Genomic DNA, 25,929 nt, shown 5'->3' on the forward strand with positions numbered 1-25,929 from the left:
TTTCCTTTAATTAAAATGTAACATTCAGACCAAACATAAATTTACGCACCTGGGGATATGGAGCGATAGCGACACCGTTCTGTCCCGACTTGCTCACTTCGTTAACAGGAAGTTCGGGGTCGATACCCGAGAAACCGGATATAACGAACAGATTCTCACCGGAGAAGAACAAGCGCAAATGATCTATATAAGGAATTTTGGCAGTCGGCACGTTATAACCTAATGTCAGGCTACGCAGACGCAGATAGCTGGCATCTTCCAGGTAACGGGAAGATCCACGGCTCGACTGACTCTTGTTTCCATATTCAGCTTTCGGATGGGTTGCGATATCACCTGGTTTTTCCCAGCGATTCCAACCTTTCTTCAGGTTCATCTGATTGTAGTTTACATACGCACCGTCACTATCGTACATCGAACGGTCGTAATTGAAGATCTTGCCACCTACCGAGTAACCGAATACGGCCGACAGGTCAAAGTTTTTCCAGGATACGTCTGTGGAAAAACCTCCATAGAAATCCGGAGTCTGCTTTCCTAATACGACCTGATTTTTAGAAGCTTCCCCGTAGCTGGAGGTTGTTACACGCTCGCCCTGTTCATTTGTAGTGAACCATAGCGGAGAACCCGTTTCCGTATCTACACCGGCCCATTCCGTACCATACCATGTATCTACATCATGTCCGGGCATCACAACCTTATCCATATAAATATAGGTATTCGTACCTGCATTACCTGTAATGATCTGACTCTTGCCGCCATACAGTTCGGTTACCTTATTACGGTTCAGACCGATATTTGCCGATACATTCCAGTTCCAGTCTTTTCCTTTCAGGATATCCATGCTCAAAGAAGCCTCGAAACCGTTATTTTTTACAGAACCGACGTTACGGTATACACCTGTTACACCCGTTACGCCCGGTAGCGGTACGTAATACAGCAAGTCGGTTGTTTTCTTGTTATAATAATCCAGATTGATAGTCAAACGATCAAACAGGATCGCATCGATACCTACGCCGGCCGTGTATGTTTTTTCCCAGGTAAGATCATCATTTTTCACCTGATAGATATAAGCACCCGGATCGCCATTGTATCCTGACCCCAGGTTATATAAGGTGTACTGAGGATATAACTGTGTCGGACGGTTACCTACCGAACCGTAGCTGGCACGCAACTTCAATTGCTGTACCCAATCGGATGCCTTGAAAAACTCTTCCTGATGAATATTCCAACCACCGCTGATAGAGAAGAAATTACCATATTTGGCATTCTGTCCAAAGTTTGAAGCTCCGTCGCGACGGAAAGAGAATGACAACAGATAACGGTTATCATAAGCATAGTTAGCATTGAACAAATAAGATTGTACAGCCCATTCGCTCTGGCTACCTTTGGTCTTTTTAGGAGTTACCGCCACATCCGCCACAGAGAAACCGGGGGCGAAGCTGGCAGCTGTCTGATCTTTTATTTCCTGTGTATAGGTATTCCATTCATAAGCCAGGATCGCATTCACGGAATGTTTGTCGAACACCTTATTGAAACGGAGCAACTGGTTACTGTAGACACGATAATAGGAAGTAGTCTTATCCTGCAACAAGCCCTTATCAGCCTTACCACCCTGCGAACGTGGATCTTTATAATTCTTCAAAGCCGTACTTCCGTATTTATAGTTGTTAACGGAAGCGAAAGTCAACCAGTCAGTTAACTTGATATCGAAGTCGAAGTTACCCATGAACTCATAGGATGTTTTCTTTTCGTAGTTCCACTGGTTGTCATACAAATAGTTTGTAGCATCACTATTAATCCAGTTCGTCGGTTTGTATTGCTGTATCAGTTCGCCATTTTCATCGTATGGTGAGTCCCAGGGGAAATCCACATACATGATCGAACTGATATCATGCTGCTGGTCCATGATATCGCTACGGGTAGCCCATACCTTCGGTTTGATGGTCAACCAGTCCGTAGCCTTGTAATCAACATTGAAACGCAGATTATAACGAGTATAGTCATATCCCTTTACGGCACCATCCTCATCATAAACACCGATCGAAGCATAGGTCTTGATATTTTCGGAACCACCGGATACCGACAGATTATAATCCTGTGCCAGTCCCAGATGCGTACCTTCTTTCCACCAGTCAAAATTGCGGTCGCGCAAATCCGGAGTAAAGTAAGAAGGAATAGCTCCTTTATTGGCAAATGAATCATAATAATCATATAATTCAGCACCATTCATCATATCCAGATTACCACGGTGCAACTGGTTGACACCCAGTTTTACGGAAGCGTTGATCGTAGCCTTACCTGTCTTACCTTTTTTGGTTGTTACAACGATTACACCATTTGCTCCTTGCGAACCATAGATAGCGGTCGAAGCCGCATCTTTCAAAATGGACATCGACTCTATATCGGCAGGGTTCAAACTCCCGGCACTACTACCAACGATTACTCCATCTACAATCCACAACGGATCTGTACTACCGTTTACTGTTGATTTACCACGGATCACAACTTTACCCGCAGCACCCGGTTGTCCTCCACCGGTAGTTACATATACACCAGGAGCCTTGCCCGACAACAGGTTTTCTACCGTAGGGGAAGTCGAGTCCATCAGTTTTTCATTGCTGATTACCTGCATGGCACCTGTCAGACTCTCTTTCTTCTGAACCGTATACCCCACTACTACCACTTCATCAAGGTTCTGGGTATCTTCCTTGATTTTGATCTTCATCTCGCTTGCCGCCTTTACCTCTATCGGCAAATAACCGATATAAGAGACTACCAATGTGGCGCCTGCCGGAGCTTCCATTGTAAAATTACCATCAAAATCCGTACTAGTACCGTTCGTAGTACCTTTCACGATAACATTAGCACCGATAACAGGGTCGCCTGTAACTGCATCATAAACAGTACCAGTTATTTTTATCTCTTGCTGAGTAACCTGTTTTTCAAAAGATTTAATCGATTCTGGTTTAGAATTAACCTTGTAAACGACAATTCGGTTGTCGTTTACAATAAAATCAGCATGCTGATTTTTCAATGCAATCCTTAGGATTTCTTCGACCGACCGATTCCTCATATCAAGAGAAACCCGCTCGTTCAGGTCGATATCGTTGTTACGGATAAGGAAAGTGTAATCGAACTTCTGTTCTATCAGTTCGAACAGTTCTTTTAAACTTGCACTTTCCATCTGGACAGACATGACATGAGTCTGTAATTTTGACGCAGAAGCGGCTCCGGATACTAAAGGTAAACCAGCGATCATACATGCTGTAGCCATTAGCTTCCCGGTCTTTTTTAGATAGTTCATTTCTAAAATGTTAGATTTAAATTATGATTAGTTGTTCTCTGTAAGTTATTATATTCGAATTAGATTAAAATCTCATTTGTCTTCTATTATAAATTCGTTACCGATCTGTTTCCAGGTATATTTCTTCTCCACATCGACTTCCCGGAGTATATAATCCAGCGTCTGATCAGCGGAGAAACTACCCGAAAATATTTCCTTATGTAAAGACTTACTATTGATACGGATCTGTACATTGAACTTTCTTTCCAGATCTCTCGCTATCCGGTCGAAAGGCTGTTTATCGAACTCGATCCGGCCATTGGTCCAGGCATAAATAGAAGCACCATCCACTTTCGACATTTTAACCTGACTCGTCTCTTTATTATAACTGATCATCCGATTCGGAACCAGAACGATATCTTTAGCCTTCTCTTCCTTATTATCATCGTCCAGATGAACATTTACCTTTCCGGAAACCAGCGCTACATCTATCGTTTCCTCATTATCATAGGCCTTGACGTTAAAACAGGTTCCCAGCACTCTGATATCCAGTTTCCCGGACTTCACGACAAAAGGACGCAAAGAGTCTTTTGCCACCTCAAAATAAGCCTCACCGGTCAGCAATACTTCCCTGTTCTGCTTCGTAAAGTCTATGTTATATTTCAAGGAAGATCCGGCATTCACCCACACAACCGAATGATCCGGTAAGATGACTTTCGATTGAGAACCCGCAGGAGTAACCGTTTCAAACCAAGCTATCTGTTCCCTTTCCGGTTTCCGGTCACTTTTTCCGGCATAATAAGATGTCGTACTTATTGCCACAACCAGCAATACGGAAACAGCCACCTTTCCCCAGATGCGCCAGTTAAATAATCTGTGTTCTTTTATCGGGAGAGTTTTTCCGGTCAGATCCCCGAAGTGATCCCGGAAATCGGATTTCATATTCGACTTGAACAGAGGTACATGTGCAATAGCCCACCAGTCGGCCATTTCTGAAAATTTTCCCTTATTTGCTTCATCGGCTTCGAGCCAAAGCAACAATTCCTTTTCTTCGGTTTCAGACAGTTCACCGGCGAAATAGTCCAGTAGTAGATTTTCAATATGTTTTTCTTCTGTATTCATATATAATTACAACCGTGTTAATCCACCCGGTTTTCATTATATACACGCATTTTGGAGATTGCGTTTAAAAGAAAAGCATTTATTTTTGAGAAAAATTAAAAATAAGCAAGAACAGAGGGTAATAATCACCCAGAAGTGTCTTTAACTTTGATAATCCGATCTTGATCTGTACCCTGACCGTACTAGGACTGATATGATTACATTCGGCAATTTCATCATACGATTTATTATGATAGAGATATTGCACGAAGATATCACGGCATTTATCCGGTAACTGATTTACCGCTGAATAAATCCGTTCTTCAAATTCCTTATTCTCCAGATAAGCTAAAGGATGGGACTCTTCGCCGATCTGTTGTTCCTGAATAGTCAACAAATGCTCCTGCACATCCGACATGGAAACCATTTGAAGACGTTGCTGGCGAAGATGGTTAAGGCATCGATTCTGTACGGCACGTATCAGGTAAGCCCGTACCGGATATGTTAGTGTGGAACGATTATTCCACACATTTATAAATACATCATTTACTACTTCGCGGGATGCTTCGGCGTTAAATATATATTTGGTAGCCACTGCACAAAGATAGACATAGCAAGTCGAATACAACACCTCAAAGGCTTTCATATCTCCTTCGTTTATACGTGTAACTATGTCTTCTTTTATTTCCGGCATTTACATCAGTTCAAATTCATACTCTGCACAAAAATAATTAAAATCCGCGAAAAATCAGGCTCTTTACGGTTTCTTTTTAGCCACCTTCTGATTTCCAGCCTCTGTCCGTTTCTTATTCCTCCAGTAGCTGCCGTCGCGTTTGCTACCGAACATATTCCGGCGTTTGGACTCCTGTTTGATGGCTTCTTTCTTATCGGCCACGGCTGCTTTTACTTCCGCCGTTTCAAACTCATTCCCACCGGCAACAGGAATCTGCTTACCGATCAGTTTCTGTATATCTTTCAAGTACGGTACTTCTTCCGCATCACAGAAAGAATAAGCCACTCCGCTACGTCCTGCACGGCCTGTACGTCCGATACGGTGTACATACGTTTCCGGCACATTCGGCAATTCGTAATTAATCACATGCGTAAGATGATCCACGTCGATCCCCCGGGCAGCAATATCCGTTGCGATCAGTACACGGGTCGTATGATCTTTAAAATTGGTCAATGCACGCTGGCGGGCCGTCTGGCTCTTATTGCCATGAATAGCCTCCGCTCCGATATTTGCTTTTGCCAGGACACGCGCCACTTTGTCCGCTCCATGTTTCGTACGGGTAAATACCAGAACCGATTCCAAAGCGGAATCTTTCAGCAAATGAGTTAGCAGACTTACCTTCTCCGCCTTTTCCACAAAATAAACCCACTGGTCGATCTTATCGACTGTCGACGAAGCCGGAGTAACCTCCACCTTCTTCGGTTCCACCAGGATCGTTCCGGCAAGACGTTCTATCTCCGGTGGCATGGTAGCCGAGAAAAACAACGACTGGCGTTTCTTAGGTAATAAAGGCAGGATTCGCTTGATATCATGGATAAATCCCATATCCAGCATACGGTCGGCCTCATCCAACACGAAATAATCCAATGTCTTCAGGTTGATAAAACCCTGGTTGATCAAATCCAGCAAACGTCCCGGTGTCGCGATCAGTATATCCACGCCCCGCTGCAACGCATCCGTCTGGGGCTTCTGTCCTACTCCACCGAATATAACCGTATGTTTCAGTTTGGTATATTTCCCATAAGCGGCAAAACTTTCCCCGATCTGGATAGCCAGTTCACGGGTCGGTGTCAGTATCAAAGCCTTGATACCACGTGCAAACCCATTCTGACGTTCATTATACAGATTTTGTAAAATAGGGATTGAAAATGCGGCAGTTTTACCCGTTCCGGTCTGTGCGCAACCTAATAAATCGTATCCATCTAACACATAGGGAATCGCTTCTGCTTGTATAGGGGTTGGAATGGTATAACCTTCTTCTCTGAGAGCCTTACGTATCGGCTCGATCAGTTGTAATTGTTCAAATGTCATCTAATAAAAATGTTGAGCCATCACGGCTCGTTAAATAAATAATGGACGCAAAGATAGTCAAATATAGCCACACTTCCTCATTTCATAGGAAGATTATTGCATATCACAACCGTACACCTTTCATATCACAGATGGATTCCGTTTGTCTCACAGTTGAATTTCTTTTGTTTCACAGCTGTGATATGAAAAGAAAAACGGTATAAAATATATCCGTCTCAAAGCTTGTCCGATAGGCCTGCCAGGTAACTGACTATATCCCAAGGGTTAATTCCGAAGCATTCCTAATAATCAGGCAGACCAAGCAGTTATTTAGAAATTATACTATCTTTGTAAATTGATTTTTGGATGATGAAAGAGTTACTGTTGCTGTTAAAGAAGTTTTTTGGGTATACTTCTTTCCGCCCGTTGCAGGCGGAGATCATACAACGCATTTTGAGGAAAGAGGATTCGCTGGTGCTGATGCCTACCGGTGGAGGAAAATCTATTTGCTATCAACTTCCGGCTATTTACCTGCCCGGAACAGCAGTTGTCATCTCCCCATTGATCGCCCTGATGAAAGACCAGGTAGGCGGATTGGTAGCCAACGGTATTCCGGCAGCCGCGCTCAACAGCATGATGCCGGAAGAAGAACGCCACCAGATCAAACAACTCTGCATCCAGGGAAAAATAAAGTTGCTTTACATCTCTCCCGAAGGATTGGTAGGCGAACTGCATTGGCTGCTTCCCCGTATGGATATCTCCCTGATAGCCATTGATGAAGCTCACTGTATCTCGCATTGGGGACATGATTTCCGTCCTGAATATACCCAGTTGTCCGTCCTGAAAGAACATTTTCCAAAGATACCGATCGTGGCATTGACAGCGACAGCCGATAAAGTAACCCGTACCGATATCGTCAACCAACTGAACCTGCGTGATCCGGAAATCTTCATTTCTTCCTTCGACCGTCCCAACCTGTCTCTCACCATCCGGAGAGGACTGAATAAAAAGGAAAAGACGGCAGCTATCGTCCACTTCATCAATGCCCACCGTCGGCAAAGCGGCATCGTCTATTGTATGAGCCGGAATAATACCGAGTTCCTGGCGGAAGAACTTTCCTCTTACGGGATCAAAGCTACCGCCTATCATGCCGGACTTCCTCCCGCTCAACGCGAAAAGGCGCAGGATGATTTTATCAATGACCGGGTAAATGTGGTTTGTGCAACCGTAGCTTTCGGGATGGGGATCGATAAAAGTAATGTGCGTTGGGTGATCCATTATAATATGCCGGGCAGCATTGAAAACTATTATCAGGAGATAGGACGTGCCGGACGCGACGGGATGAAAAGCGATACGCTGCTGTTCTATTCGGTAGGCGATATACTTGTTCTCCGCCGTTTTGCCGAAGGAAGCGGGCAGAAAGACGTCAACCTCCAGAAACTCAACCGGATGAGACGGTATTGCGAAGCGGATATCTGCCGCCGCCGTATCCTGTTGAGTTATTTCGGGGAAGAGGCCGACCAGGATTGTGGGAACTGCGACGTATGCAAGAACCCTCCCGAACGGTTCGACGGCAGCATACTGGTACAAAAAGCACTCAGCGCCATCTTCCGTACAGGCCAGTTTGTCGGCATGAATATGCTGATTAACATTCTCCGCGGATCGGAAAAAGCGGATATTACCGAGAAAGGATACGATAAACTGAAAACATACGGTGCCGGAAAAGACCTTTCTTATAAAGAATGGAAAGAATATCTGTACCAGATGCTTCAGCTGGGGTATATCGAAATCGACTACGTCAACGCCGGTATCTTGAAAGTTACTCCGTTAGGACGAAAAATACTGTTCGGAGAGCAGAAGGCAATGATGTCTATTTACAAGGAGCCGGAAGAGAAAACTTATTTCAGAAGAAAAGATTCCAAATTCAAATACCGTCCGATCAAGCCACTCAAATCCGCATCGGTCGAAGAGACGTTGCTCGACTCACTCCAGCAACTTCGCAAACAGATCGCCGAGAAAGAACAGACACCGGCTTATATCATCTTTTCCGATGATTCACTGGAAGATATGGTACAGAAGAAACCGGTCACGCTGGATGAATTCAGCGATATACGGGGTGTCGGTGAAATCAAACTGGATAAATACGGAAAGGTATTCGTGGCACTGATCCGGTTCGTGTTGCGATTGCCGAAAGAGGGGTAAATTCACCTCATTTTATTTCAGTTTCCGAATATTCCGTTTTAGGAGTAAAAATTACCGTTACAGCAAAAAAAGGGCAGATTCCTACAAATATTCCTTGTACTTTAGCTTTCGAAACAAAGATACGGGGACAGTACACCCTACTCTACCCGATCAACATAGTATTAACTTATAAAATAACAGCTTATGAATACACTAAGTTTAAAGATGTCTCAGAGCATATCCCAATTGTATGAGACTTTGTGCCAGGTTGGAAGAAGTACATTTGCTGAATTACAAAGAGCGACAAATTTTCAGGACACCGAACTTTGTCTGGCTCTATGCTCTCTTATGCATGAAAATAAAGTATATCAGGCCCGTATCAGTAATACCATTTATTACATTCTTAAATAACCGGGCCTGAAATAAATTCATTCCGCGTATCACATACGTAATAATCTAACGGACATTCGCCACAGGAAATTCAATCTCACCGAACCCGATCATCGCATTGAACAAACGGATCAGCGAATAACGGGACAGATCCTGCGGACGGATTGCAGCCGGAACAATCATTTCCTTCCCCAATAGAGATGCCCGCATCGTTCCTTCCAACAAAGGGACTTCGGGTGTCTCCCATTTGGAACCATCCCACAAGGCAATATTAGCGATCGAAGTATCCGTCAGGAGACCATCGCGCACGATCAGTATATCGTCGGCCTCTCCCCGTTGCCCGAACAGTCCGTCCAATTTCTGACGGTCAGTACTTTTATAAGTATAATCCAACCCGTCGGAGGTGACTATTTTCAAACTATTTACCGGACGGATGGTATACGGCAGATATTCAACCTTCTCCACCTCTTCCTGATACTCCACCCGGCAGCGGGTCCGTTCGGTATATTCTCCCGGCTGGATAAAATCAGCCAGATTTACAGGTAAATTACATTCAAAAATATCTCTCCGCGTCCGGTTGAAGCGGTAATTATGGAAAGCCATATTCACAGCCTTTCCATTCTCGATTCTGATTGTTTCAATAAATGGGCACATATACTTTCTGTTTCATTTCATTATACTCACTTTGCAAATCACTTTGGGAGGTAATGCCACCCCCACTCTTAAACAGCAGCTGTTCTCCTTCCTGTTCCAGGAAACGGATCATAACGGCACTGTCCAGACGGTTACCGTCGAAATATCCCATTACTCCCGTATAGAATCCCCGCCGGTATGTTTCAGCCTCATCGATGATCTCCATCGTCTTTTTCTTTGGTGCACCGGTAATGGAACCGGCAGGCAACAGGCTGAACAAAACAGTCCCTAAAACAGCTTTCCAGTCATCGGGTAACTTTCCCCTGATCTCTGAACTCACCTGTAATAACCGGCCTTTGTTCGTTTCCAGTTCATCTATATACCGATATCTCGATACCGTTACATCCGATGCCACCTGACTCAAATCATTACGGATCAGATCGACAATCGTGGCATGTTCGGCTTCTTCCTTTTTATCTGCCAGAATCCGTTCCCGCGCATCAGGCCGAGATGCATCGATCGTCCCCTTCATCGGATACGAATAGATGAAACCATCCTCCATACGTACGAATATTTCAGGAGAAAAAATAACAAAACGGTCTCTCAGCCACAACCTGTAAGGAGCCTGCGAAGAATAAAAGATCTCTTTCAGTGTCAGGTTCGTCCGCACCGGAGTAGCGCAAGTCAGGTTGACAAGATAAGAATTACCGGCATGGATATGACCGGATACTGTCTGAAAAGACCGGGAATACGTTTCAAAAGAGACAGGTTCGGTTTCCCACTCGACCTGCTTCTTTGGATACTGCTTCCCATTACCTGTCACATTGGTAAAACCGTTCAGGTCATACAGCAACTCTTCCGGATCAACTGCATCCGGCTCCTCCACCCAAACATGCTCCTGCTTATAATCGACGATAAATATAAAAGGCCGTCCGGATAATCCTGATCGATTCATATACCGGACGGCTTCATCTTTACTACAAAATTTCATATCAGATCAAAAATCGCTCCGTCAATCCGCCGAAAGCATCGATACGGCGGTCACGGAAGAACGGCCACCAACGGCGCACATTCTCACTCCGTGCTTTATCGATCTCCACAACACGCACCTCCTCGTGATCGTTCGGGAACTCAGCCAACAGTTCTCCCTGCGGACCGGCAACAAAGCTGTTGCCCCAAAACTGAATACCGTTTGTCTGTCCCGAAGGGTCCGTCTCATGCCCCGTACGGTTCACAGTGATCACCGGAAGACCGTTTGCCACTGCATGTCCGCGCTGTATCGTTACCCAGGCATCCAACTGACGTTTCTTTTCTTCTTCCGTATCGCTGCTCTCCCAGCCGATAGCTGTCGGATAGATCAACAGTTCGGCTCCTTTCATCGCCATCAGGCGGGCTGCCTCCGGATACCACTGGTCCCAGCAAACCAATACGCCCAGTTTGCCGACGGAAGTTTCGACAGGCTCGAATCCCAGGTCACCGGGAGTAAAATAAAACTTCTCATAATAAGCCGGATCATCCGGTATATGCATCTTCCGGTACTTTCCGGCAATCGTTCCGTCTTTCTCAAGCACGACAGCCGTGTTATGATACAATCCCGGAGCACGTTTCTCAAAGAGGGAAAGCACCAGCACGATTCCCAGTTCTTTAACCAACGCACCGAACTCTTCCGTGGAGGGCCCCGGAATCGTTTCTGCCAGATCGAATAGCCCAGTATCTTCCGTCTGGCAGAAATACAAGCCATTATGTAATTCCTGCAAAACAACCAGCTCCGCCCCTTCTTCAGCGCAAAACCGGATATTATTTTTCAGTTTCTTTATATTATCTAACCGGTCACAGGTGTTCGCCTGTTGGATCAATCCTATCTTCATCTGATTTTCAATTTTCAATTCTCAATTAACAAATTCTTCCGGGTACTGCATCGTCACGCAATGCAGTGAACCATGTTGTTTAATTAACGGTAAGCAATTAATACCTACAATTTCTCTGTCCGGGAATGCTGTCTGCAAAGCCTCTTTCGCAATCTCATCTTTCGGTGAATCGTAGAACGGCAGAAGCACCGCCCCATTTATAATAAGGAAATTCGCATAAGTTGCCGGTAAACGCTCGCCCTCCCATTCCACTTTATCAGCCATAGGCAAAGCGATCAAACGGTAAGGTTCGCCATTCTCCTGCGTAAACTCTCTCAGCTCTTCCTCCATCTCCTGCAATTCGGCATAATGCTCATCTTCTTCATCCGTGCACTGCACATAAGCAATCGTATCCTCACTACAAAAACGGGCCAGCGTATCGACATGGCTATCGGTATCGTCACCAGCCAGGTAACCGCTCTCCAACCACAAAATACGGTTCAGGCCGAATACCTGTTTCAGATAATTTTCCAGTTCCTCCTGCTGAAGATATTCGTTCCTGTTCACGGAAGAAAGACATTCGACCGTAGTCAGTAAAGTGCCTTTTCCATCCGACTCGAGACTTCCGCCTTCCAACACGAACGGCTGCATATTGACAGGGATCACCTCCTCTGCAAACGTTTTGCCATGGAACAGTTTCCGTGTGATCAGATTATCATGGTTGGCTGCGTACTTCATTCCCCAGCCGTTGAATACAAAATCATATACGACCGGAGCACCTTCTTCGAACACAGAAATACCGCCGTGATCACGTGCCCAGGTATCGTTTGTCTCCATCTCCCGGAAAATAATACGGCTATAATCCACTTCTCCCAACTGAGAGCGTACCACCGATTCATCCGGACAAACAATCAGTAACTTCTCCCGCTTGATCACCTCTCTGGCAATCTCCACAAAGCAAGGTACCACCTCGTCGAGTATCGGTGCCCAATCCGTCCCTTCATGCGGCCAGGTAAGCTGAACCGCACTTTGCGGATACCACTCCGCCGGTAATATCGTTTTATTTTCCATATTTGCTAGCTTTATTTTCAGAAGACAAAGATAAATATTTATTATATGAAAGCTATCACATCCAGTAAACTTGTGCTTCCCATTACCACAAAACGAACCTCTCAATCCAGCAGAGAGTTACGTAAGAGGAGTAAGTCCGAGATTTAAGTAATAAATTTGTACTCACTTTTAAACCCTAATTCATCAATTATACACATAAAGACACTATCTTTGTAAATAAATATTCGTTAATCAGTAAACATGTAACTGAATTAATTAAAAGCCAATCAAATGACTATAAAAAAATGAGCAAAAAATTCCAAATTAAGAATAGTACAGCTGAATTTCTGATATTTACAAATCAAGCTAAAGAAAATGGCATAGAAGTCAGAGTATAAAATGAGACCATTTGGTTAAGTCAAAAACTAATGGCCGTTTTATTTGACTGTTCGACCGATAATATTTCACTTCACCTCAAAAATATATTTAATGATGGAGAATTGGACCCCGACTCAGTTACCGAGGAATTCTCGGTAACTGCTTCCGATGGAAAAAATTCAAGTACAATTTCAGCACAAGTTGCGAAAGCTTTTGCTGAAACTGAATTCGAAAAATATAGAATTATACAAGATCAACTGTTTAAATCTGATTTTGATAGCTTTAACGACAATAATCTACTAAATTTTGATTTAGATCCATAACATTACCCTAAAAACTTTACCCCATTTATTTGGAATCTTCAGAATCCTTCTTAACTTTGCACCACAAAGTACTTTTTATCGCAAGTATATGAACAAGCAAGTAGAAGACATAAAAGCCATTCGCGAGATGATGGAAAGATCATCCAAATTCCTTTCGTTAAGCGGTTTATCCGGCATATCAGCCGGAGTTATAGCGATTATCGGGGCAGCACTCGCCTACTTCCAGATTCTGAGGGAACCGGCAAACACAGACTTCAATACGACACACGAAGCGATGTTCCGCGAAATCACTCTGCTGATCACGGATGCTGCTGCCGTCCTGCTCTTCTCTATTTGCTTCGGTATCTATTTTTCCTGGAAAAAGTCAGTGAAGAAGAACCTGATGCCCTCCAAAAGCCTGATAAAAAGGACACTTTATCACCTCGGTATTCCATTGGTTGCCGGAGGTGTCTTTGCGCTTATTTTTCTGTTGCGCGGCGACCTGGCAATGGCAATCACCATGACACTTACTTTTTATGGCCTCGCCTTGATCAATGTATCCAAATATACCCTCGACGAAGTCCATTACCTGGGCCTGACAGAAGTCGTTTTGGGTGTCATCGCCGCTTTGTTCCCCGACTGGAGCCTCTTGCTCTGGACTATCGGATTCGGAGTCTGCCATATCATTTACGGCACAGCTATGTACATCAAATATGATTTGAAGAAAGAATGAAAAACATACTGTCCAAATTAAATAAAGCCTTCGAAAGCCGGATACGACTGGGTATCATGTCTATCCTGTCGGTAAACGAATCAGCCGACTTCAATACCATGAAGCAGTTGATGGAGTTGACCGACGGAAACCTGGCAAGCCATCTGAAAGCCCTGGAGACCATCGGATATATCCGGTCCACCAAGCAGTTCATCGGCCGGAAACCTAATACCCAGTATACAATCACCGAAGAAGGAAGAAAATGCTTTCGGGAACACCTGGATGCATTGGAAGAGCTTATCAAATAATTTTTTTTACCTATTCACTTTGAAACACAAAGTACTTTTCAACCCATACAAACAAGTTAAATTTATGGAAACAACAATCAGAAAAGCAAGCAAAATCAACCAGTCCATTACATTCAAGGCTATGGTTATCGGAGTTCTGACCCTCATTTTACTGATACCGGGGTTAATGATTCAGGATCTGATCCGGGAAAGACAGGACAGAAGTATCGAAACGATCGAAAAGATCAATGCCAAATGGAGCAACGCCCAGACCTTCTGCGGCCCGGTCCTCTCCATCCCTTATACAACAACGCATGTCGATTCGAACAATAAAACCTATTTTCAGGAACATGTCCTGACCATCACTCCCGGAAACCTGACAATCGATACCCGGCTATTCCCGGAAGAAAGATATTACGGGATATACAAAACGATCCTTTACAAAAGTGAAACAGACATTTCCGGAAACTTCGACAAAATCAATTTCCCCAAGATAGAAAACGGCACTATCCACTGGGACCAGGCTTATATGGCAGTCGGTGTTTCCGACCTCCGGGGTATCACCGACAACATCGATTTCAAGCTGGAGAACAAACAATACACGGTAGAAACCACCGGCAATCTGGATACACAGATAGGCAAAATGCTCGCCATCCCGTTAAACGATCCCGAAGTGCTTCAATCCGAACAGCCGCTTACCTTCAAATGCCAGTTAAAACTGAACGGAAGCAGCAACATCAATTTCATCCCAATCGGTAAAACGACTAAAGTCCATGTGGCAGGCAACTGGAAATCTCCCGGCTTCATCGGCAACTTTACCCCCGACCATACCATCACTGAAAATGGCTTTGAAGCCAACTGGAGTATCCTCAGCTTTAACCGGAGTATCCCGGAAATGTGGACCGACGGACAAACCTACTCGTTCGAAGACTCCTCTTTCGGTGTAAACCTGGTCGATCCGGTAAACCATTACCAGCAGAACATGCGTTCCGCCAAATACGCTATCATGTTCATTGCCCTGACATTCGTTGTCTTTTTCTTTGTCGAAATACTGACCGGAAAACGGATCCACCCGATCCAATATCTCCTGGTCGGCCTGGCTCTGATACTGTTCTACAGCCTGCTCCTGTCCATATCCGAACAAATCAACTTCGGCATCGCCTACCTGATTGCCAGTATAGCCACCATCGGACTGATCACCGCCTATACCTATAGTATTTTCAGGAACAGGATACAGACCGGGGCACTTACCGGCATGTTATGTTTATTGTATATTTTCCTGTATGTCGTCCTGCAACTCGAAGATGTTGCCTTGCTTATAGGAAGTATCGGTTTATTCGTTATACTGGGAACTATTATGTATTTCTCCCGGAAAATAAACTGGTATAAGCCACATACATTATAAAGGGAAAGAGATCGACTCCAACATCTGTTTTCGCCAGGAGAGAAGTTTTCCGTTTTTGGATAAACGCCGTTGAACGAAGCACCAACTACCGAGCTTATTTTCACGGACAGTGGGCCAGCGGCGTTTCTCCTGGTAAAACAGTTTCAATTTTTCATAGTTTTCCAGCCAGATATCATCGGTATTCCAGATAAAACCGGCTTCGTCCATCATTCTGACGCGGTCGGATACAAGTACTCCTTGCTTACGGTACTTACGCTGGGTACTACACCAGGCACCCAGTTTTCCATCGTTACTTTTGGGCCAATATCCTTTTTGCTGATAAAAGAGCACCACTTGTTTCCAGTTCTTCATCCACTGGACATCCAAATCCTGCTCCCATACAAAGCCGATATGATCCAGCAATCGCACCCGTTCCTCGGACAACAGACCTTTTTTACGGCTCTGCCGCTGTGTATTGCACCATGTACTCAGACTGTTCTCTCCTTTTTTAGGAAGACGGTGCATCCGGTCTATAAAACATTTCAACTCTTCATAATATTGCATCCAGCGGCTATCCTGTACCTCCCACTCAAAACCGATATCTTCCAGGCGAGAGATATATTCGTCAGACAATGTCCCTTTTTTCCGTGCGATCCGCTGGGTGTTACACCAACTACCCAATCGGCCCTCGGCTGCACATGGCCAACATCCCTCCCGTTCTTTATATTCTATCAGCCGTTCATACATCACCGGCCACGCATCCAGTTCTGCCAGCATATCATCCACCCGGGCACGGATATCCGACAAGAAACCTGTTACCTGAAACTCGGTGAATCCTTTGAATGTCTTCGGTGCACGGATAGTAGGATGGTAAGACAATTCATACGACATCGCTTCATAAACAGAACGTCCGGAAAGATTATTCACAAAATCCAACACAACAGGACGGGCATCTGAACCGGCTTTCAGGCAACGCCCAAGCTGCTGCAAAGCAACCACATACGACTCTGTCCGGCGCAGGAACATGGCTGCATCCACCCCTTCCACATGCAATCCTTCGATCAGCATATTGATAGAGAACAGCACATGCAATTTACCTGTATCAGTACAAAAATCACGGAGGGTCCGTTCATTTACACGGTTACTATACCCATTATGTATTTCAAACATTTCAAATACAAATCCGCCATGCATCAACCAACGCGATACTTCCGGCATCATATGTTGAAGGTCTTCCTTATCTTTACAGAAAACGAGAAGCTTCTTCACATCCTTCGGCAGGTAACGCCGTATCAGTTCCGAAGCACTCCATGAACCCCGGAAATCCAACCGGGCAAAATCAATCTTCTCCTGAATACGCTGCCGTCGTTCATCCGTACAGCCACTTCTGTTCAGCAGGTGTTGAACCTTATCCAGCTGGTTATTCAAATCGAATACGCTCTGCACCAACACCGGTACCGGCAGAATCTTATAATACCAGGCCATCGAAAGGGAGAGTTCATAAAACAGGTTCCCTTTGAAATAGACCTCTACCGTATCCATCATCTCTTCCGGGCGGATCGGGGTAGCCGACATACCCAATACGCGGGCTTCCGGATTGGCATCGATCACATCCTGTACGGCTTTTCCCCATACCTCCGCACCGAAATGGTGAAACTCATCGATAATGATATGGTCTGCCTGCATGGGAGGAATCTTGTCACGTTGGCGTGATAGTGCCTGGAAAGTCATAAAAGTAACATGCCGCATTTTCCATCCTACCGCTTTCTTTATCTCTGCTATAATGGTAACATTCGGGGCCACGACCAATATTCGTTCTTTCCGGTGGTTCACAATATAACGGGCTATCAGATATGATTTACCCGTTCCAGTAGCCTGTACGACAGCCCCGATACGGTTCTTTTGGAAGCCTTCCTCAATAGCGCGGTAAGCGGCTTCATTATGGGAAAAGAGTTCGATGTGTTTTCCGCTTTTCAGGCTTTTCAGATAGCTTTCGTCGGATACTGTCAAACCATGCAACTCAAAAGAAAGAGCCTCCGGCAGATATCCGCCATGTGCCAGGATACGGTATTGCTTACAGTTACACATCTCCCCGATCCTCTGTAATTCTGTATACAGATCATCCACCTCCGCCAGGCAAAGAGCATCTTTATTCCATAACTCTTTTACAATGAAAGTTACAGAATTCTCCCTGAACCCTACTAACAGACAGCCGGATTCTTCGGTTACAAAATAATTATAAGAAAGGTAAAGATCGCGAAGGGACATCGGTTTCCCTATACTTTATTTCCAAATCAGTAACTTTCCGATGGAGATACAACGATTGAATATTCAGGACCGTAACCAGCACCCTTTTCATTGATCGCATAGGCACGGATATAATATATCCCCGGAGACAATTCTCCGAGCGTTGCCGTAAAGTCATTATCCGCCTGCACACTATCATCCCAGATATCTGGTTCACCGACTGTATTCCAACAAAATCCCCACTTGCTTATATTCCCTCCGCCGTTATCCAATAACCTCGAACGATATGTATATGTTGCAGCATTCAAGACTTCGATCTCCCCTACTTCCGGAACCTTACGTGTATCCAGTACCAGCGTACGACTATATCCCGTACCGACTTTATTACTCGCATAAGCCCTTATGTAATAAACCCCTGGATACATTGTCCCCATAACGGCCGTAAAATCTTCATCTGCATCCAGCAGGTAATCCGAAACATCCGGATAGTCATGTGTACTCCAGCAAAAACCATTGGCTGTTATTTTACTGCCGCCCACATTAAGTATCGAACATTGTATCCGGTTGGTTTCCCAATCAATGATACGGACTCTATCCAGAACAGGAATCGTCAGGACATGAATCGAAACGCTCAACTCTTCACCATAACCAACCCCCGCCTTATTAACGGCATAGGCACGGATATAATAGGTACCCGATTCCATTTCAGATATCATGGCCGTAAAATCTTCGTCAGCCACTACAACATGATCTCCGACCGATGGATTTCCTGTCATGTTCCAACAGAAACCTTTTTCCGTTATCTCACTTCCACCGTCGGTCACCAGTACAGAACGGAAGACATTGTTCTCCGGATCGATACGTTCTACGGTACCCACAATCGGCAGCGATACGATACTGACCGCCAGTTCCTCGCTATAACCTATCCCAAACGCATTCTCAGCAAATGCACGCACATAATAAAGCGTATTAGATTTCAAATTCGTCAGCATGCCCGTAAAATCATCGCTCACTATTTCTTTTTCATCCTCCACAGTCGGCATGCCGGTTGTATTCCAACAAAACCCCCTCGAAATAATTTCAGCGCCTCCGATATCCTCCAGCGTAGCACAGAATTCCTTCTTCAACGAATCCAATAACTGAATACCGCTGATTCTGGGTAGCGTTTTACCCGTGTGAATCGTTATCTCTGGGCTGTAAGCTAAATATGAGCTGTCGTTCAATGCAAAAGCACGAAGATAATAGGTTGTGTTCTCCTGCAGGTCCGGGATGGAAACAGTAAACGCAGTCTCCTCCCCTTCCGCTTCCTGCTTCCGGTCATCTATCGTCGGACTGCCTTCCGTATTCCAGCAAACACCTTTCGAGAGTAAGTTATGACCCGTTCCATCTATTCCATCATCTTTCACCCTGAAAGTGAAAAGATTAGCTACCTCCCCGTCTGCCTGCAAATCTGAAAGCAACGGATCACCATACAACAACGTATTAAAACTGCCCGGCTCACCCATTAGACGGTCTGTCCCATTACCTGCATACAAACAATACTCGTACGACGCATCCGGCTCGAGCCCCTCCAACAATACCTGCAAACCATACGACAAAGAATCCTGGCAAGCAACCTCCGAAGCATGCTCCCGGTCACCAGTCTTCCACCACAGGAACCCCGTCTCTTTCAACGCAGCCTGACTCGTCACACGACCTTTCAAGCGGACATACGTTCGTCCTATATGCAGTGGTTCTTCCAGCTGCATCCCTATCGATACAGCTGCAGGCTCAGCATCCTTTTCACAACTTCCCAACATCAATACGACAGGAAGAAAAAATAATATATACTTCAATAGATTCATGGATTCTTCTGTTTTTCCGTTCATCGATTAAAAAATAACTCCTATTCCCAGATTCCCTTCCAGGTACTTAAAACTGTTCGTCTGTAAACCGAGTGAAAACACCATCGGACCGACTGACAGAATACACCCGGCTTCTGCTTCCATACCTTCAACCGAATGATCCTTGTTCTTCCCCCACTTGCCTCCAACAGTTTCCCAAACCAGCGTACGGCTTCCATATCCAACTCCGGCATACAGGTAAAATGGTTTCCAAAGGCGTTGCACGATCCCCCCCGTAACAGCCCAGCGGCTTTTCTCCGTCTTTCCTGTGTACCACTGAACCTGCCCATCCTCATCCGACACACCTCCGTCATCGCAGTCGAAATCTCCTGAATGAGTGTTGCTGAAACTATATTTAGCCTTTATATATCCGCCCGTACGCTTCATCGCCGCAACCATCAAACCATATGACATCTGAGAAGAGCGGAATCCCATCACAGGCATCACCATCACGCGAGGTCTGTCAGGCTTTTTATGCGTGGACAATAACTGCACATAGTTTTCCAGACGTGCCTGCATCTGTTGCTCCCGGGAAAACTGTTGTAATGTATCGGCGGACACATTCTCCGCATGCTGTCCGTAAGCTGCAGACACACAGGCCACCCACAACAGGCAGATCAACATTTGTCGAATTATTTTCTTCATTTTTTACCTTTTTGAGATTTTTCGTTTCCGTAACCATAACCGTACCCGTAGCCATAACCATAGCCGTAACCATAACCGGCACGTTTCATATTGATACCGTTCAGGATTACCGCCATATTGTGGAATTTTTCCTGTTTATACAGTTTTTCTACTTCAGGCAGCTGGCGACGGTCCATCAGGCCGGCACGAATCACATAAATCGTCAGATCGGCCACACGATTCACAATCGTAGCATCCGCTACCATACCGGCAGGCACATTATCCAGGATCACATAATCATAACGGTCACGCAAAGCCTTTACCAACTCTTCCAGACGGTTGCTTAAAAGTAACTCCGAAGGATTAGGCGGTACAGGTCCTGCATGAATCACATCCAAACGATCGTTGAGACCCGAAGAAGCGATAATTTTATCCACATCTTCCACCCTTCCCGACAAATAATGCGTCAGTCCCGCATTAGCGTGACTAATGCGGGCGCTAAGGGTACCCTTACGAATATCGGTATCGACCAAGATTACCTTCTTATTCGTAAGAACGAGACTCATAGCCAGATTCATCGACACGAATGTCTTTCCTGCACCCGGATTCGAAGAGGTAAACATCACTACTTTCAGATCCTTTGCTTTTACACGCATAAATTCCATGTTCGTCCGGACAATGCGGAATGCCTCAGAGACACCGTCGCGACCATTTTCATGCACTAATATCTCACTCTTGTCTTTCCTGCTACGCGAAGGTATCTCACCCAGGAAGGGGATGGAGAGGTTATCTTCCACATCTTTCCTTGAACATACTGTAGTGTTCATCGTCAACTGTATCCAAAGAATACCGGAAGGAATCGCCATGCCTAACACACAGGCGGCTAAAAGAACCAGCATCGATTTAGGGGCCACCGGTTTCTCACTTCCCTGTGCCGGGTCAATGATGCGGGCATTACTCTCCGTAATCGCCTGCGACAATGCATTCTCCTCCCGCTTATTCAGGAGGTAAAGGTAAAGTTCCTCCTTGATCTTCTGCTGGCGTTCCACCGATAGCACATACTTTTGCTGAGTCGGGACAGCGGCAATACGACGGGTCGTCTGTGCTTCACGTTCACGTATATTCTTTATTTTTATATTCAACCCCACGATCAGGTTATCTACCGCCCTGATAATTGTCTGTTTCATCGCCCCCAGCGAATTGTTCAGGTCCATCACAACCGGATTCTTATTACTGCTATTACCGATCAGCTTATCCCGTTTCAGAAGTAAGGCGTTATATTCCGATATCTGACTTTCTACATTTGCATCCGAGATACCCGTATTAGCAGGGATCAGATCAGCCCCTTTATGTGGGTCTGTCAGATATTCCCGGATATATTTTGCCAACGTTAGTTGGTTCTCCAAACCTAGTCCTTCCTGGCTGTACTGGCTACCTTCCTGCAGGTACAGCCCTGCTTCCGAATGAATATCGGTCAACTGGTTCTCCCTTTTGAAGACTTCGATCTCTGCATCCACACTTCCCAGTTCTTTTTCGATGATGATCAAGCGGTCGTTAATAAAATTCGATGTGTTGACCATCACCTGGTTCTTATCGCTTATCGCATCCTCGTTATAAATTGCGATCAGAGTATTAAGAACATCTTCCGCACGGGAAACGGAGGCATCCTGCAGAGAAAGATTCAAGATAGTAGCGGTCTTACTGGCCAACGCGACCTGCAAGGCTTCATTATAATTTAGTGCAACCCAGTCCCGACTACTTTTGGTGACCGTTATCTCACTTCCATAATAAAGATCTGTGTAATACAAGCTCGGAGTTACCACCACTTTCCCGATAGGTGTCGATACCGTATCGTTCAACGCCACTGTCAGCGTTTGGTCTTCCAAGGACTGCCCCTCTTCCTCCAGTTCTTCGGAGGTAAAACCAGACAAGCTTACCTCCTTATCCGATACAGGTACTACCGTCAATCCGATTTCCAAATTTTCATTTATCTCCGGAAAACGAACCACCACCGGTGAATGGCTGTACAACTCCACTGTACGCAACCCTTCACGGATACTGTAACTGATATCCAGATCCAAACGTTTAACAACTGATTTCATCAACTGTTTCGACTTGAAGACCAGCAGTTCATTATCCACACTTCTTTTCATATTGAACATATTCAAATCTTCAAAGACGGCAGCCTCACTGGCTGCGCCTCCTCCCTTCGTATCGTCCTTGATCAGTACCGTTGCCGTACGCTGATAAATTTTCGGTGCCCACCCCAGGTAAAGTACCGCTATCGCACAACAGACCACTACCGACAATAGATACCAATACCAGTTCGCACGTACAACCCGGTAGATATCAATCAGATTCAACTCATTTTCCTCTGCACGAAGCATATTTGTTTCTTGTTCGGGATTCATCGTTCTTATACTCCTTTGTTATTTGAATATTAATACTGCAACTGTAGTCAGCAGGGATACAACCGATACCCACACACCTACCGTATTGTTCTGGTTGATGCCGCTTTGCCCCGCTTTTGCCTTGTTCGGTTCCACATACACGATGTCGTTCTGCTGGAGATAATAGCAAGGCGAATCGAAGATATCCGCCGAACGGAGGTCATGAAACAGGATCGTACGTTTGCCGTTATTCTCACGGATCACAGCCACACGATCGCGACGACCGTAAATCGTAAGGTCGCCAGCCATACTCAAAGCCTCCAGTAGCGTGATACGGTCACCCGATACGGTAAAACTCCCCGGACGACTTACTTCTCCGATAACAGAGACTTTAAAGTTCAGGAACTGCACCGTTACAATCGGGTCCTTGATCAAGTCCTCGTCTATCAATCGTTTCTTGATCAATTCTGTCAGCTGCATACGGCTAAGACCCGAAGCATGTATCTTGCCCAGGATCGGGAAATCGACATCCCCATAGCGGTCCACCAGATATCCCAGCACACGCTGTTGACCGGTCGTACCATTATTTGTCCCTAACTGATAAGTTACCATCGGCATATTAAAGGGTAATGCCAGTTCCGGGTCACGACTATTCACCATGATTGCCAGCAAATCATCCTCATGGATGATCGGTTCGTATATCTGTTCGATATTTCCCTGACGAAAAGGTTCCACATCCTGCATGTAAATAATGTTTTTAGGTGACGCACAAGAGCTCAGTATCACCACAAGCAAAGCCCAAAAGGACTGTTTGTACAAGTTCATTTTCATATTTTATTTGTTTTTATTGATATTTCGATTCAGAAAAAGATGGGATATTTCTGACAAATTTCAAATCAGAACTTTCTGAACTCCAACCGAGCAAAGTCCGATTGTAAGATCAGGTGTTTCGACGTTAATTCTTTTACACCAAAACGTTGCTCCGTCCCATTCATGCCGAAAGGCAATAGATCTTCAATTTTACTGATGGGCATTTCGACAAACAATGAATCCCCGGTATATTCCATATTCCCAGTCTGGCTCGTAACACCTACTTGCATCAAGTTGATCGTATGTAAAGCCACACTATAATATGCTCGTTCCGGTGTTTCTTCTTCTCCGGAAGCATATTCTATTTTTAGGATCTGCCAACGGCCATCCAAGTCTCCGTTGATCGGTGTTTTTCCGCAAGCACTGACTATCAGAACTAACAGTACTGCTATTATATACCATTTCATTATATTCATTGAATTCATCATATCCATCCCGTTTTTCTGATTGTCAGCATTCCTCCGGCACTTTTACCAAGCATTCCGCCTCTATCAACACCAAGCGATGCTGTAAAGTCCCAGCCTTTCAACTGATGGGGCGTATAAGTTAATTCGACCAACGCATTTCCATTCTTTTTGATCTCATAAAAAGGTAAACCATACGTTCCCCAGTTGCGGGTAAACGACAATAGAATACGATACTGCAAATCGCTTGCTGGATTCCCCATGATCCCCAAATGATGTCCTTGCATACGTGAACTCTTAAAACTGATGTCTCCATCCTCATTATAAACAGGAGACATCACTAAAGGATTTCCGATACCCATTCCCCAATGCTGCCAACCGGTATAAATACTATGATTATAATAATTATCAGATCCACTTACTTGCTCCGGTATCTCCGGCGTATGATCCCAATAGACAGCACCAGTCTGATCCTTTGTTGAAATATATTCGTAAACAAAACTGCTAACGATAGGATTTTTAGGGAACGTTACTTCTATTCCTGCCAGACAATCTTTCCAGCCATATTCCCCGAACATTTGTGAGTGATCTTCAAAATAATGTTCATAATAAGGGCGAACCGTCCAGTCCTGTGGAGCATACCAGGTGAGTGAAAAATTCCAACTACCTAAATGGTTGCCATATACATTCAGTTGTTCCCCCATTGGCGTATCACTACCACCTCCACTCGGAATAAACACTTTAAAGAAATCCTTTATCCCATTCGGCATATCGATCTTTTCATTCCCAATAAATGCATTCCCTCCGAACTGAGCAGCCATTTCCAGCCCTCCTTCAAAGATCAGTGGAAACTTTTCCTGATTACCGATTTTCACGTATAAATCTTTGGAATGATAAAGCACATGTTCCGTATATTTATTTCCCGGAGCTACAAAATCCTTCTGCCAACCATCATCCGTAAACATGCCATAAGCAACATGCCCTTTGAAGGCCAGCCACCCTTTTGTCCCCGGTACAACGGTATATTCCGGAATACCGATACGCACTTGCGGAATGGGACGAGCATTCCCCGAAAACGTCAATCCCCCGCTACTTAAAAGCGGATTATTGAATTCACTATACCGTTCCTTGCTGCCGATACTCAGTCCCAGGCAACGATATTTCAAGTCCGCATATAATTGCTGGACAATGAATGTAGATGTAAAATTATAGGCTACAGCCAGATCCGCCCCGAAAGCATACGAAAAGCGTTTATCCTCTTCCATCTCCCGGAAAATCCCGGCACGCAGATAACCGTTATTCTTTTCGATAGACGAAAGCCCTTGTTTGTTCGCAGTCAGCCAGAAAGGCGTATGTTCCCCTCCGCTAAAGCCGATCCCGGTCTCTGTCCGGTAATTCAGTTTTTTAGTAAACTGAGCATACGTATTCCAGGGAAGCAATAAAATACCTCCCCCAATAATTAGTTTAGATATAAATTTCATTTATTATTTGATTAGAAATAATTGAACCCAAATGCCGTAACTGTTCACGGCGTTTGGCAATATGAATAAGGATGGCGAGGCGTTTCTTTTCATTTTCGGAAACAGTTTCCAATCACTGTTTCTTCCACCTGGCGTACAGATTCTATTGCTTCCATAATCGTCATTAGTTAGGTAAGTTTGTAGAATCCTGCATGCTTCGTCCTCCCATCTTCGCTTCGGCTTCCGCCATTTGGGCTGCCGCTGAACTTTTAGGGACGTCAGTCTTTTCCTTTCCTCCGGTTTCCGGTTCGGTAGGTACAAAAGTAAATTCATCGTAACCGGTCAGACAGATGCGGCTTCCACCGATGACATGCTGGAGGGATACCAGTCCAAGATAGTTCATTCTCTTTAATAAGCGGCTCAATGTACTGGCACTTATATCCATCCATTTAGCCAGGGTGGCTTGTTTTCCGATGAATTCTC

The 25,929-nt window shown here is 44.9% G+C and carries 21 protein-coding genes and 1 pseudogene; 6 read left to right on the top strand and 16 right to left on the bottom strand.

Annotation, left to right across the window (positions count from 1 at the left end; genetic code table 11):
- Positions 1-10: 10 nt before the first annotated feature.
- From DWX23_RS11580 to DWX23_RS11595, 4 genes are all read right to left on the bottom strand, one after another.
- On the bottom strand, positions 11-3,301 hold the full coding sequence (locus tag DWX23_RS11580) for a SusC/RagA family TonB-linked outer membrane protein (protein ID WP_122374595.1): 3,291 nt from the start codon (positions 3,299-3,301) through the stop codon (positions 11-13).
- A gap of 72 nt (positions 3,302-3,373) precedes the next feature.
- Positions 3,374-4,402 carry a FecR family protein gene (locus DWX23_RS11585; protein ID WP_122374596.1) on the bottom strand — a complete coding sequence of 343 codons (1,029 nt, stop codon included), beginning with the start codon at positions 4,400-4,402 and terminating at the stop codon, positions 3,374-3,376.
- A 79-nt stretch (positions 4,403-4,481) separates the two neighbouring features.
- The gene (locus DWX23_RS11590) at positions 4,482-5,027 is read right to left on the bottom strand and encodes an RNA polymerase sigma-70 factor (protein ID WP_229801103.1); all 546 of its coding nucleotides are present in this window, start codon (positions 5,025-5,027) and stop codon (positions 4,482-4,484) included.
- Positions 5,028-5,138: 111 nt separating this feature from the next.
- Complete coding sequence (locus DWX23_RS11595) at positions 5,139-6,425, bottom strand: DEAD/DEAH box helicase (RefSeq protein ID WP_122374598.1); 1,287 nt, start codon at positions 6,423-6,425, stop codon at positions 5,139-5,141.
- A 348-nt stretch (positions 6,426-6,773) separates the two neighbouring features.
- Here DWX23_RS11595 and recQ point away from each other — a divergent pair, with 348 nt between their 5' ends.
- Together recQ and DWX23_RS11605 are read left to right on the top strand one after the other, a co-directional pair.
- A complete protein-coding gene (gene recQ / locus DWX23_RS11600; protein ID WP_122357247.1) occupies positions 6,774-8,606 on the top strand; it encodes a DNA helicase RecQ in 1,833 nt (610 codons plus the stop codon).
- Between the two features lie 204 nt (positions 8,607-8,810).
- Positions 8,811-8,996, top strand: a complete 186-nt coding sequence (locus DWX23_RS11605) for a winged helix-turn-helix domain-containing protein (protein ID WP_229801113.1) — start codon at positions 8,811-8,813, stop codon at positions 8,994-8,996.
- A 45-nt stretch (positions 8,997-9,041) separates the two neighbouring features.
- On the opposite strand, the gene DWX23_RS11610 is transcribed toward DWX23_RS11605, so the two are convergent.
- From DWX23_RS11610 to DWX23_RS11625, 4 genes are read right to left on the bottom strand one after another with little or no spacing between them, the layout of a single operon-like run.
- Positions 9,042-9,629: an aminotransferase class IV family protein gene (locus DWX23_RS11610; RefSeq protein ID WP_122374599.1), complete on the bottom strand. Its 588-nt coding sequence runs from the start codon at positions 9,627-9,629 to the stop codon at positions 9,042-9,044.
- Positions 9,613-10,599 (bottom strand): aminodeoxychorismate synthase component I, encoded by a 987-nt coding sequence (locus DWX23_RS11615; RefSeq protein WP_122374600.1) that lies wholly within the window; start codon positions 10,597-10,599, stop codon positions 9,613-9,615. The genes DWX23_RS11610 and DWX23_RS11615 overlap by 17 nt, the downstream gene beginning before the upstream one ends.
- A 1-nt stretch (position 10,600) precedes the next feature.
- Positions 10,601-11,476, bottom strand: a complete 876-nt coding sequence (locus DWX23_RS11620; protein WP_122374601.1) for a carbon-nitrogen hydrolase — start codon at positions 11,474-11,476, stop codon at positions 10,601-10,603.
- A 21-nt stretch (positions 11,477-11,497) separates the two neighbouring features.
- A complete protein-coding gene (locus DWX23_RS11625) occupies positions 11,498-12,526 on the bottom strand; it encodes an agmatine deiminase family protein (protein ID WP_122374602.1) in 1,029 nt (342 codons plus the stop codon).
- Between the two features lie 407 nt (positions 12,527-12,933).
- On the opposite strand from DWX23_RS11625, the gene DWX23_RS11630 reads away from it, so the two are divergent.
- The 4 genes from DWX23_RS11630 (at position 12,934) to creD (ending at position 15,589) form a co-directional block, all read left to right on the top strand.
- Positions 12,934-13,206, top strand: a complete 273-nt coding sequence (locus DWX23_RS11630) for a hypothetical protein (protein ID WP_122374603.1) — start codon at positions 12,934-12,936, stop codon at positions 13,204-13,206.
- Between the two features lie 88 nt (positions 13,207-13,294).
- Positions 13,295-13,918, top strand: a complete 624-nt coding sequence (locus tag DWX23_RS11635; RefSeq protein WP_233587584.1) for a hypothetical protein — start codon at positions 13,295-13,297, stop codon at positions 13,916-13,918.
- The gene (locus tag DWX23_RS11640; RefSeq protein ID WP_122357224.1) at positions 13,915-14,205 is read left to right on the top strand and encodes a transcriptional regulator; all 291 of its coding nucleotides are present in this window, start codon (positions 13,915-13,917) and stop codon (positions 14,203-14,205) included. Before DWX23_RS11635 ends, DWX23_RS11640 begins: the two co-directional genes overlap by 4 nt.
- A gap of 64 nt (positions 14,206-14,269) precedes the next feature.
- Positions 14,270-15,589: a cell envelope integrity protein CreD gene (creD, locus tag DWX23_RS11645; protein WP_122374605.1), complete on the top strand. Its 1,320-nt coding sequence runs from the start codon at positions 14,270-14,272 to the stop codon at positions 15,587-15,589.
- On the opposite strand, the gene DWX23_RS11650 is transcribed toward creD, so the two are convergent.
- The 8 genes and pseudogenes from DWX23_RS11650 to DWX23_RS24875 all read right to left on the bottom strand — a co-directional run.
- Positions 15,584-17,836 (bottom strand): Helicase associated domain protein, encoded by a 2,253-nt coding sequence (locus tag DWX23_RS11650; RefSeq protein ID WP_122374606.1) that lies wholly within the window; start codon positions 17,834-17,836, stop codon positions 15,584-15,586. The genes creD and DWX23_RS11650 overlap by 6 nt on opposite strands.
- Positions 17,837-17,862: 26 nt before the next feature.
- Positions 17,863-19,659, bottom strand: coding sequence for a hypothetical protein (locus DWX23_RS11655; protein ID WP_122374622.1), 1,797 nt, complete (start codon positions 19,657-19,659; stop codon positions 17,863-17,865).
- A gap of 27 nt (positions 19,660-19,686) precedes the next feature.
- Positions 19,687-20,343: a hypothetical protein gene (locus DWX23_RS11660; RefSeq protein WP_233564455.1), complete on the bottom strand. Its 657-nt coding sequence runs from the start codon at positions 20,341-20,343 to the stop codon at positions 19,687-19,689.
- Positions 20,340-22,733: a polysaccharide biosynthesis tyrosine autokinase gene (locus DWX23_RS11665; protein ID WP_122374607.1), complete on the bottom strand. Its 2,394-nt coding sequence runs from the start codon at positions 22,731-22,733 to the stop codon at positions 20,340-20,342. The genes DWX23_RS11660 and DWX23_RS11665 overlap by 4 nt, the downstream gene beginning before the upstream one ends.
- Before the next feature lie 18 nt (positions 22,734-22,751).
- Positions 22,752-23,537 (bottom strand): polysaccharide biosynthesis/export family protein, encoded by a 786-nt coding sequence (locus DWX23_RS11670; RefSeq protein WP_122357245.1) that lies wholly within the window; start codon positions 23,535-23,537, stop codon positions 22,752-22,754.
- A 71-nt stretch (positions 23,538-23,608) separates the two neighbouring features.
- Entirely contained in the window at positions 23,609-24,016 is a 408-nt protein-coding gene (locus DWX23_RS11675; protein WP_183671841.1) for a lipocalin-like domain-containing protein, read from the bottom strand.
- Positions 24,007-25,467, bottom strand: coding sequence for a capsule assembly Wzi family protein (locus DWX23_RS11680; RefSeq protein ID WP_122374608.1), 1,461 nt, complete (start codon positions 25,465-25,467; stop codon positions 24,007-24,009). The genes DWX23_RS11675 and DWX23_RS11680 overlap by 10 nt, the downstream gene beginning before the upstream one ends.
- A 163-nt stretch (positions 25,468-25,630) precedes the next feature.
- A pseudogene (locus DWX23_RS24875) lies at positions 25,631-25,929 on the bottom strand (hypothetical protein); the annotation flags it as partial.

Origin of the sequence: Parabacteroides sp. AF18-52, from assembly GCF_003479145.1 — a bacterium.
Taxonomy (GTDB): Bacteria; Bacteroidota; Bacteroidia; order Bacteroidales; family Tannerellaceae; genus Parabacteroides; species Parabacteroides faecis.

Coding starts and splice junctions, on each gene's coding strand:
- DWX23_RS11675 (WP_183671841.1), bottom strand. CDS start 24,016: ATGGATATGATGAATTCAATGAATATAATGAAATGGTATATAATAGCA.
- DWX23_RS11585 (WP_122374596.1), bottom strand. CDS start 4,402: ATGAATACAGAAGAAAAACATATTGAAAATCTACTACTGGACTATTTC.
- recQ (WP_122357247.1), top strand. CDS start 6,774: ATGAAAGAGTTACTGTTGCTGTTAAAGAAGTTTTTTGGGTATACTTCT.
- DWX23_RS11660 (WP_233564455.1), bottom strand. CDS start 20,343: ATGAAGAAAATAATTCGACAAATGTTGATCTGCCTGTTGTGGGTGGCC.
- DWX23_RS11595 (WP_122374598.1), bottom strand. CDS start 6,425: ATGACATTTGAACAATTACAACTGATCGAGCCGATACGTAAGGCTCTC.
- DWX23_RS11640 (WP_122357224.1), top strand. CDS start 13,915: ATGAAAAACATACTGTCCAAATTAAATAAAGCCTTCGAAAGCCGGATA.
- DWX23_RS11625 (WP_122374602.1), bottom strand. CDS start 12,526: ATGGAAAATAAAACGATATTACCGGCGGAGTGGTATCCGCAAAGTGCG.
- DWX23_RS11610 (WP_122374599.1), bottom strand. CDS start 9,629: ATGTGCCCATTTATTGAAACAATCAGAATCGAGAATGGAAAGGCTGTG.
- DWX23_RS11655 (WP_122374622.1), bottom strand. CDS start 19,659: ATGAATCTATTGAAGTATATATTATTTTTTCTTCCTGTCGTATTGATG.
- DWX23_RS11650 (WP_122374606.1), bottom strand. CDS start 17,836: ATGTCCCTTCGCGATCTTTACCTTTCTTATAATTATTTTGTAACCGAA.
- DWX23_RS11620 (WP_122374601.1), bottom strand. CDS start 11,476: ATGAAGATAGGATTGATCCAACAGGCGAACACCTGTGACCGGTTAGAT.
- DWX23_RS11580 (WP_122374595.1), bottom strand. CDS start 3,301: ATGAACTATCTAAAAAAGACCGGGAAGCTAATGGCTACAGCATGTATG.
- DWX23_RS11665 (WP_122374607.1), bottom strand. CDS start 22,733: ATGAATCCCGAACAAGAAACAAATATGCTTCGTGCAGAGGAAAATGAG.
- creD (WP_122374605.1), top strand. CDS start 14,270: ATGGAAACAACAATCAGAAAAGCAAGCAAAATCAACCAGTCCATTACA.
- DWX23_RS11670 (WP_122357245.1), bottom strand. CDS start 23,537: ATGAACTTGTACAAACAGTCCTTTTGGGCTTTGCTTGTGGTGATACTG.
- DWX23_RS11605 (WP_229801113.1), top strand. CDS start 8,811: ATGTCTCAGAGCATATCCCAATTGTATGAGACTTTGTGCCAGGTTGGA.
- DWX23_RS11590 (WP_229801103.1), bottom strand. CDS start 5,027: ATGAAAGCCTTTGAGGTGTTGTATTCGACTTGCTATGTCTATCTTTGT.
- DWX23_RS11680 (WP_122374608.1), bottom strand. CDS start 25,467: ATGAAATTTATATCTAAACTAATTATTGGGGGAGGTATTTTATTGCTT.
- DWX23_RS11615 (WP_122374600.1), bottom strand. CDS start 10,599: ATGAAATTTTGTAGTAAAGATGAAGCCGTCCGGTATATGAATCGATCA.
- DWX23_RS11635 (WP_233587584.1), top strand. CDS start 13,295: ATGAACAAGCAAGTAGAAGACATAAAAGCCATTCGCGAGATGATGGAA.
- DWX23_RS11630 (WP_122374603.1), top strand. CDS start 12,934: ATGGCCGTTTTATTTGACTGTTCGACCGATAATATTTCACTTCACCTC.